Raw genomic sequence first — 17071 nt, 5'->3', positions numbered from 1 at the left:
GGTCACTCCCCGAATCGTTCGTCGAGTGCCTGACACACGGCACGGCGGATGTTGCGGTAGCCGGTGCACCGGCACAGATGCCCGCTGAGCGCGTCGGCGACGTGTTCCTCGGCGGGACGCTCGGACTGCTCGGTCAGAGCGGTCGCCGTCATGACGAATCCGGGTGTGCAGAAGCCGCACTGCATGCCGTGGCACTCGTGGAAGGCCCGCTGCACGGGTGTGAGCGGGGTGTCGGCGGGGGCGAGGCCCTCGACGGTGCGGATCTCGGCACCGTCGCACTGCACGGCCAGGGTCAGACAGGTGCGTACCGGCGCGTCGTCGACAAGGACGGTGCAGGCCCCGCAGACGCCGTGTTCGCAGCCGACATGGGTGCCGGTCAGACCGAGCCGGTCGCGCAGGAAGTCGCTGAGCAGCAGCCGGGACTCGACTTCGGCGGCGACCGGCCGTCCGTTGACGGTGAGGCTGATCTCGTGCCAGGCGGACGGCTCGCCGAGTGGCGGTGTGCGCGCGACGAGCGGGGCGGGGACGGAGGGGGTCATCAGCAGCGCTCCCAGGCGGTGGTGCATGCACGGACGAGAAGATGGGCGGCACCCTCGCGCCGGTACTCGGCGGTGGCGTGGACGTCATCGGTGGGGGCGAGCCGGGACAGCGCGGCGCGGGCTGCGGCAGCGAGAGCCCGTTCGCCGACGTCGCTGCCGAGGAGTGCTTCCTCGGCGGCGGGCAGACGTACCGGGACGGGGCCCGCGCCGCAGAAGACCACGCGGGCGGCGCGGACGGTGTCCGCAGCGGTGTCCCGCTCCAGGACGACGGCCACGCCGACGGTGGCGAAGTCGCCGTGCCTGCGCGTCAGTTCCTCGAAGGCCCAGCCATGGTGTGCGGGGAGCGGCGGGAACACGACCTCGGTGAGGAGCTCGTCCGCCTCGACGGCCGTGGAGAAGGTGGCGACGAAGAAGTCCTCGGCGGCGACCGTGCGCGTGCCCCGCGGCCCGGTGATCACGAATCGGGCGTCCAGACACAGTGCCGCGGTCGGGAGTTCGGCGGCCGGGTCGTGGTGGGCGAGGCTGCCGCATACGGTGCCGCGGTTACGGATCTGAGGGTGTCCGATGTGGTCGATCGCGGCGGCCAGGAGCGGCCATCCGTCCCGTACGGCGCTGTCCGCGGCGGCGTGGGCCTGCCGTACGGCGGCTCCGATGTGCAGGTTGCCCGACTCGTCCACATGGAGGCGGCCGAGTTCGGGGATCCGCGTGATGTCCACGAGCAGCCCGGGCCTGGCGAGGCGCATGTTCAGCATGGGAATCAGGGACTGGCCGCCCGCGACTACCTTGGCCTCCCGTTCCTCGTCACCGAGGAGGGCTACCGCTTCGCCGACGGTGCTCGGGGCGGTGTAGTCGAAGGATGTGGGTTTCACCCGCTGCCACCGGACCTCTCGTGTCGTGGTCGCGCCGTGGCATTCGACACGGGCGACTTATCTAGTACCTGAAATGATTTACATTAAAGTTTCTTCTTGGCAAGAGGTTGTCCGAAACTTCACAGCCCACGGAGGGCGATATGCGACACGTCATCGACCAGGCAGCCGCCTGGCAACGCTCCGGGACCCGCTTCGCCATAGCGACGGTGGTGCGCACCTGGGGCTCTTCCCCGCACGGTCCGGGCGCCTCGATGCTCGTGTCCGAGGGGGGCCGCGTTGTCGGAAGCGTCTCTGCGGGCTGTGTCGAGGCCGAGGTCTGCGCGATCGCGGAGGACGTACTCGCGGGCGCGGCCCCCGTGCTCGAACGCTGGGGAATCGGCGACGAGGACGCATTCGCGGTGGGCCTGACCTGCGGCGGAACGATCGAGGTGCTGGTCCGCGAGGTGGGCGCGAACGTGCCCCTCGGCCGGATCGCCGCCGACGTCGAGGCCGGCGTACCGGTGGCCCTGGTCACCCCGGTCGACGGCAGAGGGTGCCTGGTCGTCGGCCGCGGAGGGGTATCCGGATCGCTGGGCGACCCGAGTACGGACAGGGCTGCGGCCCTGGCTGCCGAGGGCATGCTCGCCCGCGGAGCCAACGGGCTCGTGGCCGGCGGGGACGGCGCGATCGACGGTGCGGCCTGCGCGCCGGAGCGCGAGCTGCTGGTGCAGTCCTTCGCCTCTCGGCCCCGTCTGCTGATCTTCGGTGCGGCAGAGGTCGCCCGGCCCCTGGCGGACGTCGGCGCCACACTCGGGTACCGGGTGACAGTCTGCGACGCCAGGCCCGCCTTCGTGACCGACGAGCGTTTCCCGCGGGCCGACGATGTCGTCGCCGAACGGCCCGACCGCTGGTTCCGCGCCCACGAGGACCTGGTCGACGCTGCGACCGCGGTGTGCGTGCTGAGTCATGACCCACGGTTCGACGTGCCGGTTCTCGCCCTCGCCCTGCGCAGCCGGGCTGGATACGTCGGCGCCATGGGGAGCCGCCGGACACACGAGGACCGGATGGCGCGACTGCGCACGGCGGGCGCGACGGACGCGGAACTCGCACGGCTCCGCTCGCCGATCGGGCTGGACCTGGGCGGCCACGGCCCCGAGGAGACCGCTGTGTCGATCCTGGCCGAGATCGTGGCGGTGAGGCGGGGCGGCACCGCGCTGCCGCTCACGTTGAGGACGGGTCCGGTACACGCAACGTGACTACATTTGAACGGATGTTTTTATGAACGACCGTTCAATTTGAACACTCGTTTAATGTGTATCACGTGCATCCAGAGGACAACGACCGCCGACGGTCGGCGAAGGGCTCCACGCCGGGAACCGGCCTGGAGGCAGGGCTGCCGGGGCAGCCGGCACAACGCCGCCCCGGCTCGCATGACCCGGAGGGCAATCGCCGTGCGGTCCTCGAAGCGGCCCGGCGACTGTTCGGCGCACATGGTTACAGAGGTGTGGGCGTACGCGCCGTCGCGGCCGAGGCGGGAGTGACCCCCGGCCTGGTGATGGCGTATTTCGGCACCAAGGACGGTCTGTTCCGTGAAGCGGTGGGTGGTGGATCGGGCGTCACCGGCGACGTGCTGTCGGCCACGGCCGCCAACACAGGGGAACTGCCCGCGGCTCTGGCCCGCGCCTACCTCGACCGGTGGGACCGCCTCCCGGCCGACGATCCCTGGCCCGCCCTGATCCGCTCGGCTGTCAGTCACCCGCCGAGCGCCGAGCTCTTGCGCACGATCCTGGAGAAGCAGGTCGGTGTACCTCTCGCGCGTCTGCTCGGCGACTCGGCCGACGCGGAGGTGCGCGCCGCTGTCATCCGGAGCGTCCTGTTCGGCGTGATCATGGAACGCTACCTCTTCGCTCATGAACCAGCGGCCTCCGTCCCGACCGAGGAGCTCGCTCCGGCGCTGACAGACGTACTCATCACCGCCTTCGGCGACGCCCTCGACACCGTTCCCCCGCCCGGGCCGGGCGGCGCGGCCGGCTCCCACGACGGGTCCGAGCCCTCGGAGCCCGTAGGCTCCGGGCGCCTTCGCCCGGAGCGGGCGGAGCAGGAGGCGGACAACTCCTCCGCGACCCTGTTCGCCCGGCTGAACGAGTGCGCCGCTGCTGTGCAGGCGCTGACCAGCAGGACCGTCCGGGAGTACGGCATCAGTCTGCCTGCCTACGACGTGCTCGCCGTCCTCCGCGAAGCGGGAGAGCCCTACCGTCGGACGATGGGCGAGGTGGCGGCAGCCGGCATGGCCCGCGCGGGTGGTCTCACTCAGCACGCGGACCGTTTGGAGGCGGCAGGTCTGATCCGGCGCGAACGCGACGCGGACGACCGCCGGATCATCCGACTGTGTCTCACCCCGGAGGGTCTCGAACTGGCCGAGCGCATCTTCGCCGTACGGTCGGCCCAGGAGCAGGAACTGCTCGCCGGACTGGGCGCGGCAGACCGGCGCCGGCTCTCCGCGCTGCTCGGCGCCCTGGGGCAAACACTGGAGGGCCGGTCGCGTCGGTAGTTGAGTTTCCTCCGGCGTTCCGGGCTTGATGGCGCCCACGAGGTTCTCAGGGCTCGGCGTTTGTCTCTTCCGAGAGCACGAAGGCCGCCTTACCCACGGCAGCCCGTCGGCGAAGTCCACGGGATCTGGTTGCACAGCACACAACGCACCACGCTCGCGTTCATCGCAGCGGTGAACCATTTCGGGATGACCATCGCCTTGGCGACCGCGACGTTCGACATCACCTCCGGAGAGGGCGCTTTCGGGCGTCTTGGTCCCGCCGGTCGAGGTATCCGTTCCGGTCGGCATCGTGTGCGTCGCGCTCGCCTGGCGTGAGAAGTTCGCTGCCAACATCATCGCGACGCCCCTGCGAGTCGCAACTTGCGATCGCCGGGGGGCACTTGCTGGTTCCGTTGCTGCGATGTGCGGGTGAAAACAGCCGCTGGATTCCCGTGGTGTTCAGGATGCGTCCCAGGAACGGGGGCGGGTTGTCCAGGTACAGCCGGACACCTCGTTCGGTGGTCTTGCGGTGGATCATCAGCAGGGCCGAAATGCCCATGGAGTCGCAGAACCGGAGTGCTGTGCAGATGAGGCGCATTTCCTCCAGGTCGGGGTGGTTGTTGAGACATCGGTCGGCTTGCTGGGTCAGTTCGTCGCTGGTGTCGTAGTCGAGGTCGCCGGCGAGATGGAGATGTGCTGTGCCCGGGCCGGCTTCAACGGTGATGGTGAAGGGGGAGTGGGGCGGGGGCGTCCTGCGGAAACTCCGGGGTGTTTGCCGGCTGCTACGGGTGCGTCGTCCAGGGCGAAGCGCGCCCGGTTGAGAAGCCGGGTGGATCGGGGGAAGTCGTTGAGCTGGTCGGCCAGGATGTTCAGGGCAGGGTGCAGGGAGTCTGCGGGCACCTGGCGGGCTGTGAGGATGCCGGCGGTCCAGATGATGAAGTCGGTGAACAGGTCGTCGTCGTCGGTGTAGAGAGCCACCCCGAGAAATTCGACGATGTGCGCGATGTCTTCAGCCGTGCGCTCGCGCTGGTGAGTGCTGTAGGCGGCCATCGCCGGAAAGCGGTCTTCCAGTTGTGCGAGCACTTCCTTGACGAGCTGCCCCTGGGAGCGGACGACCAGTGTGTACTCCTGATCGGCGAGGTGGGGCAGGTCGTCGATCTGCTGCCGCCCCGCGGCGAGACTGAGCCGGGGAAGGCCGTCCGCGAGCTGCTGGGCGGCGGTGCGGGCGTCGGGGGCCCAGGCATTGGCGCCCAGGAGACGGGCGTGGCGGCCGTCTGTCCCGAAGGCCGCTCCGCCGGCGAGGACGGGGACTCCGGTGGCCTGGCAGGCGGTGATCGCGGCGTGGGCGGTGGGTAGCCGGGTGGGGATCGAGGAGGAGAGCGCGACCGCGTCAGCACCGTTGTTGTGCAGGTGGGCGATGAGGTGGGGGGTGGGGACCTGGGCGCCCAGGAAGTCGACCTGCCAGCCGCGCAGGGTGAGGACTTCGGCGAGAAGGCGGGCGGGCAGGACGTGCCATTCCTGGTCCACGCAGGCGACGGTGATCCGTCCGAGCGTTGGTGGGGTGCGAGTGGAGGGGTGGTGGGCGAGGGCGGCGACGACGCGTTCGGTGATGGCGCTGGCGGCGTGTTCCTGGGCGACGCTCAGGCGGTTGGCCGCCCATTCGCTCCCGACCTTCGCCTGCACCGGGGCGATGAGGTCGAGCAGGATCGTCTCGGCGCCCGTGCCGCCCTCCAGGGCGGCGAAGAGGATGTCCGCGGCGCGGTGTTCGTCGTAGCTGGTGACCGCTGTCCAGAGCCGGCCGCGAAGTGTCTGGATACTTTCGCTGCCGGAGCCGGTGTCGTCGCTTGAGCTCATGCCGTGTACCTGCCCCGGGTGTGGCCGTTCACCGCGCTCAGGTGGTTCGTGGGAGGTGCGCTGATCGCGATGACGGCCATGTCGTCGTGGCTGCCGTTGCGAAGCCATTGATCGGCGAGCATCTGGATGTGCTCGACGACAACCTCCCCGGGCATGCCGGCGCACTCCGCCAGGGCACGCTTCAGGCGTTCCTCGCCGAACAGTTCGTCGCCGAGCGGTCCGCCGCGGGCCTCGGTGAAGCCGTCGGTGTAGAGCAGGCATGTCTCGCCCGGCTGCAGGACGGCTTCGACCGAGTGGATGTCGATCGTCTGCAGGACACCGATCAAGGTGCCGTGCGTGGGGATCTCTTCGACGCTGCCGTCCACCCGGACGACCAGGGGGGCAGGGTGACCGGCTGAGGTGAGACGGAGCTGCACCTGGTTCTCGGCACGCTGTACCGAGGCCATCACGAGCGTCGCGAAGCGGGTGTGGTGGGAGTTCAGGAGCGCTCCGTTGAGCAGGTTCAGCATCCGCCCGTGGTCGTCGGCCATTGGCATCAGCGCCTGCAGAGTGTTGCGGATCTTGCCGGTCAGGACAGCCGCCTCCAGGCCCTTCCCGCAGACATCGCCGAGGACCACCAGTGCGGACTCCGCGGCGGTGCTGCCGGGGTGCACGTCGTAGAAGTCGCCGCCGATCCGTTCGCCGGCCTCGGCGGGCCGGTAGCCTCCGGTGATCTCCACCCCGTTGAGCCGCTGCAGCCGGGGAGGAAGCAGATCACGCATCAGGGTCTGGGTTATGGCGCTCTGCTCGCCGTAGACGCGGGCCGCGGACAGGGCGGCCCCGGCTCGTGCGGCGAACAGCCGGGCGAAGATCTCCTCGTTCTCACTGAACTGCGCATGGTCCGAGCTGCGCAGCAGGATCAGGGCTCCTGCGGGCACACCATGGCCGGGGAGGGGGGTCACGACGACGGACCCGATGGTCCCCCTGAAGTCCTGCGGGACGATCCAGTCGGGCAGGGTCGCGGGGTCGATCCAGCGTGAGGGTACGGGCGGGAAACCCTGCAGTGCCTCGCTCAGACCGGGGAGTTGGGAGGGGGCAGCGCTCACCACGGTCCGGATGCCGGCTTGTCCCGCGATGGCACGTGCGAGGAGCAGCCGGCTGCCGGACGGCGGGGTGACGACGACCGCGACATCTGCGAGATGTTGTGCGGCCAGCTCCGCAGTGGCTGCCATGCATCTCTCGGTGTTCAACGAGGACAGCAGGACGTTGGACGCCTCCGCGAGGAATCTTGTGCGTTCACGCTCGGTGACGAGCGCCTCTTCGGCAAGTCGCCGGTCGGTGTCGTCGACCAGCCACCACACCACATCCCCGCTCTGGCTCCAGGTCGGATGCGCCTCGAAACTCTGCGACGAGATCCGCCCCGATACTGAAAGAAGCCCGCCGGCCTCCTGACGCCTCTGGGCGGGCGGCCGACCCCGCACGACCGCTTCCAGGTGGGCCTGTGCCAGCCAGTCGGGGACCGTGTCCAGCATGCTCGCCCCAGGCACCGCACCTTCCAGAAGAAGTGCGGCAGCGGGGTTCGTCTCCAGGATGGTGCCCCTCTCGTCAGCCATGATCATGGGACAGGGGGCCAGAGCCCATAGGTCGGGCACAGAACGTTGCTCGGTTCGCGTGACGGAAACTCCCTCGGTAGTAGCCATGAGGAGGGCTCGCCCGGGGCGAACCGCACCGCCTTCCCGCTGACAGAAAATAGTTAACGTGCGGCAAGCATTGCTTGCAGGCGTCTGCGATGGCAACCCACCCCCGCGCGCCGCTTGCTGCGGGGGTGTGCTGAGCGGGCATTTCACGGCGACAGTTGCAGGGTCTTCACGTGAAGAGCACATATCCGGCGTCCGGAGCGTCAGCGGCTGCGGCTCGTGGAACGGCCGTGCCAGTCCAGGCACATCACCAGGGAGTCGTCCGCCGCGGGGCCGGAACCGCGGTGCCCCAGCAGCTCCTGCAGCATCACTCTGGGAACCTGCGGGGCAGGCAGCAGACGGGTGTTGTTGATCGACGCGGCAAGTGCGCGGAAGTTGTACTTCTCACCGCCCGGAGACAGGGCGTCGTAGACGCCGTCACTGATGAAGAGCAGCCGGTCTCCGGGTTCGACCCGGAAGTGCTGCGGAACGTAGGCGGTGTCCTCGAACATGCCCAGGGGCATCTGCGCCTCCAGCTCGATCGGTTCGACCACTCCCCTGCGCACCCGCCACACCCGTGGTGAACCGGCATCGATGATCTCCACGTCCCCGGTCGGGAGGTGGAAGCGGAACAGCAGTGTCGACAGGTACCGGCTTCCCCCGTGCTGCCCGTACACCGCCTGATCGGCCAGATACGCCTGGTCGCCCAGGCTCAGGCCGGCGCGGCGGGCATTGCGCAGCGCGTTGATGGCGAGGTTCGTCAGCAGGGCGGCGTCGATCCCCTCGCCCATGCCGTTGCTGACGGTCACGTACAGGTCATCGGCCGAGGCGGACCAGTCGAAGCTGTCACCGAAGATGGCGTAGGCGGGTTCCAACTGGGCGCCCAGGCTGTATTCCGGCCGGGCGCAGGAACGCCCCGGCAACAACTGCCACTGCATCTCGGCGGCCAGAGTCAGCCGTTCCGCGCGCCGCGCCTGCAGGAAGACGTCGGTGTCGCGTTCCGCGACGACCACCTCGTGCGCCAGCGCGTCGGCGCACTCCTGCAGGTCCTCCAGTACGGCCGCAGCCAGCTCGCCACCCTCACTCACCTGCACTGTGACGCTCAGGATGCCCAGGCGGTCACCTCGGACGCTGACCGGCAGGTACGCCGTCACCGTGGACGCCGAGCGGTCGTGCACGCAGTGAGGTTCCTGTGCGCCGAACGCACGGCCCGCAGCGCTGTCGTGCACCGGAATCGGAGGGCGGGTGTGCGGCAGGACCCCGACGGGCTGCAGCCTCGTCATTGCGTAGTCGACCAACAACAGGTCCACCGACCGGGCATCATGGCGGCGCTCGATCAGGGAACGGACCACGTCAAAAATCTCGTGGGGCGCGGCCTCGCGCAAAGAGCGCTCGACCGCGCTGGGTCTGTCCACCGGTACCGGACCTACTTTCTTTCGCATATCTTCATCAAAGCGACTGCCAACATCGACCAGCCGGAACGGGCACCCAGGTCCAAACGGGAGTGTCACATGCGCGAGGCCCCCACCCCCCTCCACCAGCACACCTCCCCTCCCGTACCCGAAATCGGCCAGGTCCTGGAGCTCCTCGAAATCGCCTGGGAGCATCGCCGCGACACCCTCAGCACCGCGCCGCTCTCCCCCGCCCAGACACGTGTGATGTACATCATCGAGCGGGAGCCCGGCGTCAACCTGAGTACCCTGGGCCGCCGCCTCTCCGCCGCCGCTCCCTCGATCACCCGCCTCTGCGACCGTCTCCAAGCTGCCGGCTTCGTGCGCCGAACCCCACGCCCCGAGGACCGCCGTGAGATGCAATTGGAACTCACCGATGCCGGCTTCGCGCACCTGCACACCATCAGGAACCGCCGCGAGAAAGCCCTCCACCAGGCCATGAGTCGCATGACTCCCGAGGCTCAGAACGCCCTCGCCACGGGACTCAACGCCCTGTGCGACGCAGTCAGCACACCCGGACAGGTCGTCGGCCACCGAGAATCGGCCTGAGCCACACGCGCCACCCATCGCCTCGGCAACCGTCCGGACGCACCGATCACAGCCGCGATGAGCCCCGTGTACACAGGGGCCGGCGAGAGATCCCGGCCATGCAGGATTCGGCTTCCGGCCGCCTCAGCCGAATCGGACACCGCCGCAGCAGCGTCGCCGCGACGCGCCCTCGTGGTGCTAGCGGGCGAGAAGGGCGCTGACGGTCTTGCCGCCGGACGGCCGGTGCATCACAGCGGTGGTACGGGCTAGATGGTTGACCATGCGCCAGCCGAAGCCGCCGGTGGCGCCGGTCAGGTCGGGGGTGCGCATGCACGGCGCCTGCGGACTGGGGTCGTCGACGGCCACCTCGATGAGATCGGGGCGGGCGGTCAGGCAGAGGATGGAGGCACCGCCGGCGTGCCGCAGGGCGTTCGTGACGAGTTCGGAGACCACCAGGATCACGGTGTCGGCCGTATCCGGGGCGACAGCCGGCTCGCGGAGGGCTTCGAGGAAGATCCGGGCCCTCTCGCGCGCATCGGCGGCAGCGGTTGGGGGGCGGATGGCGGTGGCATCGACGCGCATCGTGTTCATCAGGTTCACCCTGGTCTCCTCAGCTCGTCCCTGACCTGTCCTTGCCTGGATGTCCCTTCTGCCCCGCCTCTCCCCCCTTAACCAGCAGGCCTCGATTACCTCCCTGCGGGACAAATGGAAATCTATGCCAGCCACAGCAGATATTAACCTGCGGCGTGGTTATGGTTTCTCTCGTATCCGAGATGTCCCGCACCGGGATCAGGTGCCGGTGCCGTTTCCGATCGCGAGGAAGAGACGAGACGGAACACGATGTCGTACGCCCGCACCGTGACACTGGCTGGCGCCTTCGACGAGACCGTCACAGCGGTACGCGAGGCTCTGGCCGACCAGGGCTTCGGCGTACTCACGGAAATCGGCATGCAGGCCACGCTGAAGGCGAAGCTCGGTCACGAGATGGAGGGGTACCTGATTCTCGGCGCCTGCAATCCTGCTCTGGCCCGGCAGGCACTGGAAGCAGACCCGTCGGTCGGGCTGTTGCTTCCCTGCAATGTCGTTTTCGCACCACGGGCGACCACGTAGTGGTGCAGGTGCCGTCGGCGTGGTGTCAGAAGCGGATCTGCTGCCGAAGGAGGCGTTCCGCCGGGCTGACTCCGACCGCCTCGGATCGCTCGACGAGTCTCCCAAAGCCGGCGCGGTGCCGGCGGAGGATCTCATGTCGAGCCCGGCCGTGACCGTGCACGCGGACGCGACGCTGATCCCCCTGCCGGCACGGCCGTCCGGGCCGTCGAAGGCGTGGTGGACGTGCGCATGGATCTTGACGAGAATCCGCCCGGCGCCTCCGCGTAGGCAGTCCGCCACACCGGGCGGTGGCACCGCTTTCCCCGAGTGCATCGGTCTCGTCCCTGAGACAATGGCCGGAGGAGGGCAGCTCGCCGACCGACCTCCAGGGACTGCAGATGTCCGATGACTCGACTGCCTCAGCCGATGCGCCGATCCGTATCTTTCTGCTCGACGATCATGAAGTGGTCCGCCGGGGACTCCGCGACCTCCTGGACGCAGAGTCCGGGCTGGAGGTCGTCGGCGAGGCAGCCACCGCCGACCAGGCCCTGGCTCGCGGGCCGGCGCTCAGGCCCGATGTCGCCGTGCTCGACGTCAGGCTGTCCGAGGGCGACGGCATCACGGTGTGCCGGGAACTGCGCTCGCGCATGCCGGACCTGGCCTGTCTGATGCTGACGTCCTTCGACGACGAAGACGCCCTGCTCGATGCGATCATGGCGGGTGCCGCCGGGTACGTGCTGAAGCAGATCAACGGTTCGGATCTGGTGGCTGCAGTGCGGACCGTGGCGAAGGGCCAGTCGATGCTGGATCCCGCGACCACGGCCCGGCTCCTGCGCTCCGTGCGCGGTCCCGAGGCGGGCAGTCCCCCGCAGGACGAGAGACTCTCGGTGCTGTCCGAGCGGGAGCGTTCCGTTCTCGACCTGATCGGCGAGGGCCTCACCAACCGTCAGATCGCCAAGCGGCTGTATCTGTCCGAGAAGACTGTCAAGAATCACATCTCCCGGCTTCTCGGGAAGCTAGGGGTGGAACGCCGTGTGCAGGCGGCCGTGATCGCCGCGGAGGTGCGGGAGCACACGGGGCAGGGGAAGTGACAGGTTCACGGATCCGTAAGCCGTTCAGTCGTCCTCCGGGAGCAGCGGGACCCGCCACTCCAGCACGGTGCCACCGCGGGGCTTGGGACCCTTACTGACGGACAGGGTCCCGCCGAGTCGTTCCGCTCGCTCGGCCAGATTCCGCAGGCCGCTGCGACGGCTTCCTTCCGGTAGTCCGACACCGTCGTCGATCACGGTCACCAGCAGCAGGCCGGTGTCGGCGACGACCGCCGCCTCCACCTGAGTCGCCCGTGCGTGGCGGGCGACATTGCTGAGCGCCTCCCCGATGACCGCGATCACTTGATCGGCCACCCCTTCGGGTACGTCGGTGTCGATCAGGCCCTCCATTCTCAGTGCGGGCGTGAACCCCAGCGCAGGCGTGGCGTTGTCCACCACCTGGAGGACTCTGGACCTGAGTTTCGGCGGGCTCTCCGCTGTGTCGTGTTCTCTGAGGCCGAAGATGGTCGTGCGAATGATCTTGATGGTTGCATCGAGATCATCGATGGCGCGGTTCAGCCGCTCGGCGCCTTCGGGGTGCTCGATGAACGGGCGCGCGCTCTGAAGCGTCATGCCCGTCGCGAACAGTCGCTGGATCGCGAGGTCATGGAGATCTCGGGCGATCCGGTCCCGGTCCTCCAGGAGACTCATCTGTTCGGCGTCCCGGCGGCGGTCGGCCAGTTCGAGGCCCAGTGCGGCCTGCCCGGCGAAGCCCGGCAGTGCGGCGATCTCCGCGCCCACGAACATCGGTCTGCCGTGAAGTCGTGCAAGGACCAGGACACCGCTCAGCTTCTCCTTGGTCCCGACAGTGACTGCCACCGCCGGCCCGAACCCCTCCCATCGCTCCGGCTGCTCCGTGATCCGGGCATCGGCCCCGATGTCCGGAACGGTGACGAGCCCGTTCTCCGCGAGCGCGGCAGCGGCGAGCGTTCCCTGGCTGCTCGGCAACACGATGCCTCGGTGGGCTTCGGCGCCTTCTCCCAGCGCGAGTGAGCCGGTCAGCTCCCCGTTCGGCCCGACGAGGTAGAAGGCGCCCAGGTCGGCACCGGCGATGTCCATGGCCCGTTCCAGCATTCCTTCGAGAACCTCGGACTCGGCGGAACCGGACAACAGCGCGCTCGTGAAGTCGGAGCTCGCGGCCAGCCACCTCTGTTTACGTCGGCCCTCTTCGTAGAGACGGGCGTTCTCGATGGCGATGCCGGCTGCCACAGCCAGGGTGGCCACGACCGCCTCGTCCTCCTCGTCGAAGTCCGGCGCTCCCCGCTTCTCGGTGAGGTAGAGATTCCCGAAGACCTCGTCCCGGACCCGAATGGGAACGCCGAGGAACGAGTGCATGGGCGGATGATGAGGCGGAAAACCGTAGGAGGCCGGGTGTTCCGAGAGCTCCCTCAGCCTCATCGGGACCGGGTGCCGGATCAGCTCGCCAAGGATTCCGTGCCCGGAGGGGAGGTCGCCGATCTGCTCGCGCACCTCGTCACTGATGCCGGTGGGGAGAAACTCGGCAAGCTTCTCGTCGCTCCCGATCACCCCCAGGGCCCCGTACTCGGCGTCGACCAAGGTGACGGCGGCCTCGACAATCCCGCGCAGAACCTGCGGCAGGTCGAGTTCCCTGCCCACGGACATGACGGCTTCGAGTAGCCCGTTCAGGCGGTCTCGCGTTCCTCGGACCTCATCGATACGACCCTGGAGTTCCTCCAGCAGCTCGTCGAGTCTCAGGCGTGGGAGCCCGGCTCCCCGGTCCGCACGGGCATCCCCGCCCATGGGTACCTCCGACGACACGGTCGCACCGGACAGCGCAGATCCGCGCCTGCTTCCAACCTATGCCCGGCCGCCTGGGCGCTCATGTCGAGTCACCCACGTGTCACTCCATGTGACGGGTTGGGGCTTCCTCGTGCCGAAGTGGCGGCCTGCACCGGGAAGGGGCCTCACACCGAGGGGACCGTGATCACCGGGCAATGCGCTCGTTGCAGCAGGCCGTGCACCACGGAACCGACGCGCATTCCGGTGTATCCGCCTTCCCCCCTGCGTCCCACCACCACGGCCAGAGCGTGCTCTGCGGCATCCGCCAGGACTTCTACGGGGGATCCGGTGAGTACCTCGTGGTGCAGCTGGACGTCGGGGTACTTCTCCGCCCCGCCGGCCACTGTCGCGGACAGCAGGCGTCGCTCGGCCTGGAACACGGTGTCGTCCCTGTGGAACGAGAAGACCGGAGACTGCCACACGGCGATGGCACGCAGTGCGCAACCGCGCAGGTCGGCCTCCTCGAAGGCCAGGGCCAGTGCCGACTTCGAGGACTGGCTTCCGTCGACCCCGACCACCAGGTACTGCGGCTCCTGTGTGCTGTGCTCGGCATCGCCGACGACGACAACCGGGCAGTGAGCCTGTGCCGCGACGGGAACCACGAGGGAGCCCGCGCTCAGGAACTCCTCCGCGCGACTGAGATGCCGTGAGCCGAGGACCAGCATGTGTGCCTTCTTCGAAAGGTGTGCCAGCGTGGGCCCCGGACGTCCGCCGAGAAGCGAGGTCGTGGTGTCCGCGTCGGGCCACCGGGCGCGCGACCAGGAAGCCGCCGACGCCAGCGCGTCGGCCCCGGCCCGTTCGAGTTGCATGTGATGTGGGGTGCCGTCGACGTGCTGGGTGTCGTGCTGTGGCGGGACAACCACGACGAGGCGCAGCGCGAGCTTGCGGCGGTGTGCTTCGTCAACGGCCCATGCGAGGGCCAGGTGCCAGTCCTTGACCGGGTCGATGCCGATGACGACTTCCTGGCGATTCACGTGGCTGATCATGACGTTCTTCCCATGTCCGTTCAGGAGTAGTGGCTGACTTCGGCTGGACAGAGGCGTACGCCGGTCAGGAGGAGGAGGATTTTGACTCACTGCCCTGACCAGCCGAACTGTGAGCCCCTTGCACGGCTTCTCTGCGCAACTCCCGGGGTGTTCTCAAGGTGCCACCGGAATCCGTGCCGGGCAGGGGCCGCCGGGGGCAAAGAGGGACCCAAAGGGCCCACCGCAGAACGCGCCACCGACGGGAGCTCGGACGGACGGAGCCGGTCGGTCCTGGCGGAGGACCGTTCGGCCCCTCCTGTACCGGCGGTTCCCGTCGGACGCTGGTTGCGGGAGCGGCACCGCATGGCGCCGGTGATCACGTACAGAGGCAGGACACACGATGTCGACGACGGAACGTGATGTGACGGTGGTGACGTCGCTTGTTGAGGACGCCGTGACAGCGCCGTCCATGCACAACACCCAGCCCTGGAAATTCGTCTACTCCACCGACACCCGCGTACTGGCCGTCTACGGCGACCCGGTCCGGACATTGCCGGCCGGTGACCCGGACAACCGCGGCCTTCACCTGGGGTGTGGTGCCGCTTTGTTCAATCTGCGCGTCGCAGCCGCTCATCACGGTTGGAGCGCCGTGGCGAACCTGCTCCCCAGCTCGCTGGACTACTGGCATCTGGCCGATGTGCCACTCCGCGAGGCAGGCGCCCCTGAGGGGGAACTGGCTGCGCTGCATCCCGCCGTACGGCAGCGGCACACCAGCCGCTTCCCGTTCTCGGACGATCGGATTCCCGCTGGGGTAATGGACGGGCTCTGCGCAGCGGCCCTGCTGGAGGGCTGCCGGCTCACCGTGCCGGCAGCCTGGCACATGGACACCGTCATGGAACTCGTCCATGATGCCGAGCTCTTCGAGACGGCCAGCGGGGCCATGCGCGATGAGATCGCCGCCTGGACACGCACGGGCAGGAGCAAGGAACGGAGCACCGACGGCATACCCGGCTACGCGCTCGGCCCGCGGGATTCCGGCGTGACCGCCCCCACACGGGACTTCGACACGCAGCGCAGTGTGCGGGACCGCGCCGCGACCCCCTTCGAGAAGCGGCCGCAGATAGCGCTGCTCGGCACAGTGACGGACACACCGGCGGACTGGCTGAGAGCGGGCCAAGCGATGCAGCGCGTCCTTCTGCAGGCCACCCTCGACGGTCTCGCGACGTCGATGCTGTCGCAGCCTCTGGAGTGGCCCGAACTCCGGTCGTTCGCGCGCGATCCCGGCTCCGCCACCGGTTTCGTGCACATGCTGCTGAGGCTCGGCTACGGACCTCGTGGGACGGCCACCCCGCGCAGGAGGGTGGACGAGGTCCTCACCATCAGGTGAGGGTACGCATCCGTCGGTGCTCTCGCTCGGCTCCCTCGGTGCTCACGCTCGGCCCGGTGCGCCCGGTCGGTCGGTGTCACGGCAGTCGGAACCATCGCTCTCCCCCTGCGGGCACGGTGACCCGTCGCTCCTGGGGAAGCAGCACCACGAGCGGGCCCAGCGGCGAGGCCGGCACTCTTGCGTGCGGCGACCGCCCACACACTCGCGCAGCCGGGTGGGTCGTCCACGTTCCCGAAGGGCAGTGCGAGACCGCGGGCCTCCAGGAGCGCGCGGGCCCCGTCGAACCGCGCTTGGCCGAGCACGCGCCCGGGTTCCACCTCGGGCACATCGCCCTTGACGATGTGCAGATCCGTGCCTCAGGTCGTCGCGGTGTCGACCCGGACGATCGCGTCGGCGGCGTCCTCGACTCTCGGGTCCGGCGCGTCCCCCCACTCGATGTGGCCGGGGCCGCGGAAGAGGAGTGCCTTCATGACGTGGCCTGCTTCCTGTCTCTCGTCCACGAGGTCACAGCCAGGTTCACCCCGGGCCGGGTGACCAGCGCCGCGGACACGAGGCCGAGGTATCGGTCCGGACTCAGCCTCCTGCCGGGTCGAGGGCGGCGAAGCCCTCTGGGGCAGATCCTTCTGGGCGACTGCCAGGACCCGCATGGCTCGCTCCGATCGGAATCCGGGGGGAGCGCGGGGCGCGAGGTGTCGCCGCTCAGGGCAGACTCAGTCATCGTCGTGTCCGGGTTCATCGTCGTGTCCGGGTTCTCGGCGGAGCCGACCGGTCCATACGGGTTCGACCTCTTCCCACTCGCGCTCCCACGCAACGAGGCGACGGCCCATGGCCCGCCGGCGCACCAGCAGGACGGCGGCGCCTTCGGCCAGTCCGACGACACCGGCCGCCCCGGCACCGACGGCGATGGAGGTGAACACTCGCTGGGACACGCTCGGCGGGGACTGGGCCTGGTACGTGCCTGCGTCATTCACCCAGATCGCCGTTTCATGGCCCTTGGGGGTACCTGCCCGGACATGAATGCTCCCGCTTCGCGAGACGTGACCGGGGTACTGCCACGAGGCCGGCGCAGTGGACACGGGCGTCGTCCCGTATCGGGCCGCCGGGGCGATGCCGGCCCGGTCGGTCGTGGTGGCGATGACCCGATGCCGGTGTGCGGCCGTGTCCGGGTCCGTCCGGGCAGCGGCATTCCACACGGCTCCGGCGCCCATCGCGCCGCAGATGAGTGCGATCACCGCGGCGATGACCAGAGCGAGGCGTCCGAAGGGCTTCGTCCCGGAAAGGCCGCCGCCGGGAGCCGGGGAGTCGTCGCTGGCCATGTCGCGCCTCCGTAGCCGGAA

15 protein-coding genes and 2 pseudogenes are annotated in these 17071 nt (G+C 69.0%); 6 read left to right on the top strand and 11 right to left on the bottom strand.

The genetic code is table 11. From position 1 onward, the window contains the following. Window positions 1-2: 2 nt before the first annotated feature. Together SH922_RS33465 and SH922_RS33460 are read right to left on the bottom strand one after the other, a co-directional pair. The gene (locus tag SH922_RS33465) at window positions 3-566 is read right to left on the bottom strand and encodes a (2Fe-2S)-binding protein (RefSeq protein WP_393062300.1); all 564 of its coding nucleotides are present in this window, start codon (window positions 564-566) and stop codon (window positions 3-5) included. Further along, window positions 539-1408, bottom strand: coding sequence for an FAD binding domain-containing protein (locus SH922_RS33460; protein WP_393062299.1), 870 nt, complete (start codon window positions 1406-1408; stop codon window positions 539-541). The genes SH922_RS33465 and SH922_RS33460 overlap by 28 nt, the downstream gene beginning before the upstream one ends. A gap of 140 nt (window positions 1409-1548) precedes the next feature. Here SH922_RS33460 and SH922_RS33455 point away from each other — a divergent pair, with 140 nt between their 5' ends. After that, window positions 1549-2643, top strand: a complete 1095-nt coding sequence (locus SH922_RS33455; RefSeq protein WP_393062298.1) for an XdhC family protein — start codon at window positions 1549-1551, stop codon at window positions 2641-2643. A 65-nt stretch (window positions 2644-2708) separates the two neighbouring features. Beyond that, a complete protein-coding gene (locus SH922_RS33450) occupies window positions 2709-3938 on the top strand; it encodes a TetR family transcriptional regulator (protein ID WP_393062297.1) in 1230 nt (409 codons plus the stop codon). A 220-nt stretch (window positions 3939-4158) separates the two neighbouring features. On the opposite strand, the gene SH922_RS33445 is transcribed toward SH922_RS33450, so the two are convergent. The 4 genes from SH922_RS33445 to SH922_RS33430 form a co-directional block, all read right to left on the bottom strand. Next, a complete protein-coding gene (locus SH922_RS33445; protein ID WP_393063757.1) occupies window positions 4159-4641 on the bottom strand; it encodes an STAS domain-containing protein in 483 nt (160 codons plus the stop codon). Continuing rightward, window positions 4563-5771, bottom strand: coding sequence for a B12-binding domain-containing protein (locus tag SH922_RS33440; protein WP_393062296.1), 1209 nt, complete (start codon window positions 5769-5771; stop codon window positions 4563-4565). Before SH922_RS33440 ends, SH922_RS33445 begins: the two co-directional genes overlap by 79 nt. Beyond that, entirely contained in the window at window positions 5768-7450 is a 1683-nt protein-coding gene (locus SH922_RS33435; RefSeq protein WP_393062295.1) for a SpoIIE family protein phosphatase, read from the bottom strand. The genes SH922_RS33440 and SH922_RS33435 overlap by 4 nt, the downstream gene beginning before the upstream one ends. A 200-nt stretch (window positions 7451-7650) precedes the next feature. Beyond that, window positions 7651-8841: a PP2C family protein-serine/threonine phosphatase gene (locus tag SH922_RS33430; protein WP_393062294.1), complete on the bottom strand. Its 1191-nt coding sequence runs from the start codon at window positions 8839-8841 to the stop codon at window positions 7651-7653. Window positions 8842-8937: 96 nt separating this feature from the next. Here SH922_RS33430 and SH922_RS33425 point away from each other — a divergent pair, with 96 nt between their 5' ends. Continuing rightward, the gene (locus SH922_RS33425) at window positions 8938-9426 is read left to right on the top strand and encodes a MarR family winged helix-turn-helix transcriptional regulator (protein ID WP_393062293.1); all 489 of its coding nucleotides are present in this window, start codon (window positions 8938-8940) and stop codon (window positions 9424-9426) included. A gap of 177 nt (window positions 9427-9603) precedes the next feature. Here the strand turns inward: SH922_RS33425 and SH922_RS33420 are convergent, their stop codons facing one another. Beyond that, a complete protein-coding gene (locus SH922_RS33420; RefSeq protein WP_393063756.1) occupies window positions 9604-9996 on the bottom strand; it encodes an ATP-binding protein in 393 nt (130 codons plus the stop codon). 249 nt (window positions 9997-10245) lie between these two features. On the opposite strand from SH922_RS33420, the pseudogene SH922_RS33415 reads away from it, so the two are divergent. Together SH922_RS33415 and SH922_RS33410 are read left to right on the top strand one after the other, a co-directional pair. Further along, window positions 10246-10523, top strand: a pseudogene (locus SH922_RS33415) (DUF302 domain-containing protein); the annotation flags it as partial. 369 nt (window positions 10524-10892) lie between these two features. Continuing rightward, window positions 10893-11585: a response regulator gene (locus tag SH922_RS33410; RefSeq protein ID WP_393062292.1), complete on the top strand. Its 693-nt coding sequence runs from the start codon at window positions 10893-10895 to the stop codon at window positions 11583-11585. A gap of 24 nt (window positions 11586-11609) precedes the next feature. Here the strand turns inward: SH922_RS33410 and SH922_RS33405 are convergent, their stop codons facing one another. Together SH922_RS33405 and SH922_RS33400 are read right to left on the bottom strand one after the other, a co-directional pair. Further along, entirely contained in the window at window positions 11610-13343 is a 1734-nt protein-coding gene (locus SH922_RS33405; protein WP_393063755.1) for a GAF domain-containing protein, read from the bottom strand. A 164-nt stretch (window positions 13344-13507) separates the two neighbouring features. Further along, window positions 13508-14368 carry a universal stress protein gene (locus SH922_RS33400; RefSeq protein WP_393062291.1) on the bottom strand — a complete coding sequence of 287 codons (861 nt, stop codon included), beginning with the start codon at window positions 14366-14368 and terminating at the stop codon, window positions 13508-13510. 379 nt (window positions 14369-14747) lie between these two features. Here SH922_RS33400 and SH922_RS33395 point away from each other — a divergent pair, with 379 nt between their 5' ends. Further along, window positions 14748-15734, top strand: coding sequence for an Acg family FMN-binding oxidoreductase (locus SH922_RS33395; protein ID WP_393062290.1), 987 nt, complete (start codon window positions 14748-14750; stop codon window positions 15732-15734). Between the two features lie 293 nt (window positions 15735-16027). Here the strand turns inward: SH922_RS33395 and SH922_RS33390 are convergent. Next, window positions 16028-16204, bottom strand: a pseudogene (locus tag SH922_RS33390) (alcohol dehydrogenase); the annotation flags it as partial. 240 nt (window positions 16205-16444) lie between these two features. After that, window positions 16445-17050 carry a hypothetical protein gene (locus tag SH922_RS33385; RefSeq protein ID WP_393062289.1) on the bottom strand — a complete coding sequence of 202 codons (606 nt, stop codon included), beginning with the start codon at window positions 17048-17050 and terminating at the stop codon, window positions 16445-16447. Between the last annotated feature and the right edge of the window lie 21 nt (window positions 17051-17071).

The organism is Streptomyces sp. LN549, assembly GCF_043203805.1.
Classification (GTDB): Bacteria; Actinomycetota; Actinomycetes; order Streptomycetales; family Streptomycetaceae; genus Streptomyces.
The sequence above is the reverse complement of the archived record's forward strand: the minus strand, read 5'-3'. Positions and strand labels throughout refer to the sequence as shown.

Excerpts from the sequence above, each read along its gene's own strand:
- SH922_RS33465 (WP_393062300.1), bottom strand. The coding sequence starts at position 566 with ATGCACCACCGCCTGGGAGCGCTGCTGATGACCCCCTCCGTCCCCGCC.
- SH922_RS33455 (WP_393062298.1), top strand. The coding sequence starts at position 1,549 with ATGCGACACGTCATCGACCAGGCAGCCGCCTGGCAACGCTCCGGGACC.
- SH922_RS33440 (WP_393062296.1), bottom strand. The coding sequence starts at position 5,771 with ATGAGCTCAAGCGACGACACCGGCTCCGGCAGCGAAAGTATCCAGACA.
- SH922_RS33435 (WP_393062295.1), bottom strand. The coding sequence starts at position 7,450 with ATGGCTACTACCGAGGGAGTTTCCGTCACGCGAACCGAGCAACGTTCT.
- SH922_RS33425 (WP_393062293.1), top strand. The coding sequence starts at position 8,938 with ATGCGCGAGGCCCCCACCCCCCTCCACCAGCACACCTCCCCTCCCGTA.
- SH922_RS33420 (WP_393063756.1), bottom strand. The coding sequence starts at position 9,996 with ATGAACACGATGCGCGTCGATGCCACCGCCATCCGCCCCCCAACCGCT.
- SH922_RS33410 (WP_393062292.1), top strand. The coding sequence starts at position 10,893 with ATGTCCGATGACTCGACTGCCTCAGCCGATGCGCCGATCCGTATCTTT.
- SH922_RS33405 (WP_393063755.1), bottom strand. The coding sequence starts at position 13,343 with ATGGGCGGGGATGCCCGTGCGGACCGGGGAGCCGGGCTCCCACGCCTG.
- SH922_RS33400 (WP_393062291.1), bottom strand. The coding sequence starts at position 14,368 with ATGATCAGCCACGTGAATCGCCAGGAAGTCGTCATCGGCATCGACCCG.
- SH922_RS33395 (WP_393062290.1), top strand. The coding sequence starts at position 14,748 with ATGTCGACGACGGAACGTGATGTGACGGTGGTGACGTCGCTTGTTGAG.
- SH922_RS33385 (WP_393062289.1), bottom strand. The coding sequence starts at position 17,050 with ATGGCCAGCGACGACTCCCCGGCTCCCGGCGGCGGCCTTTCCGGGACG.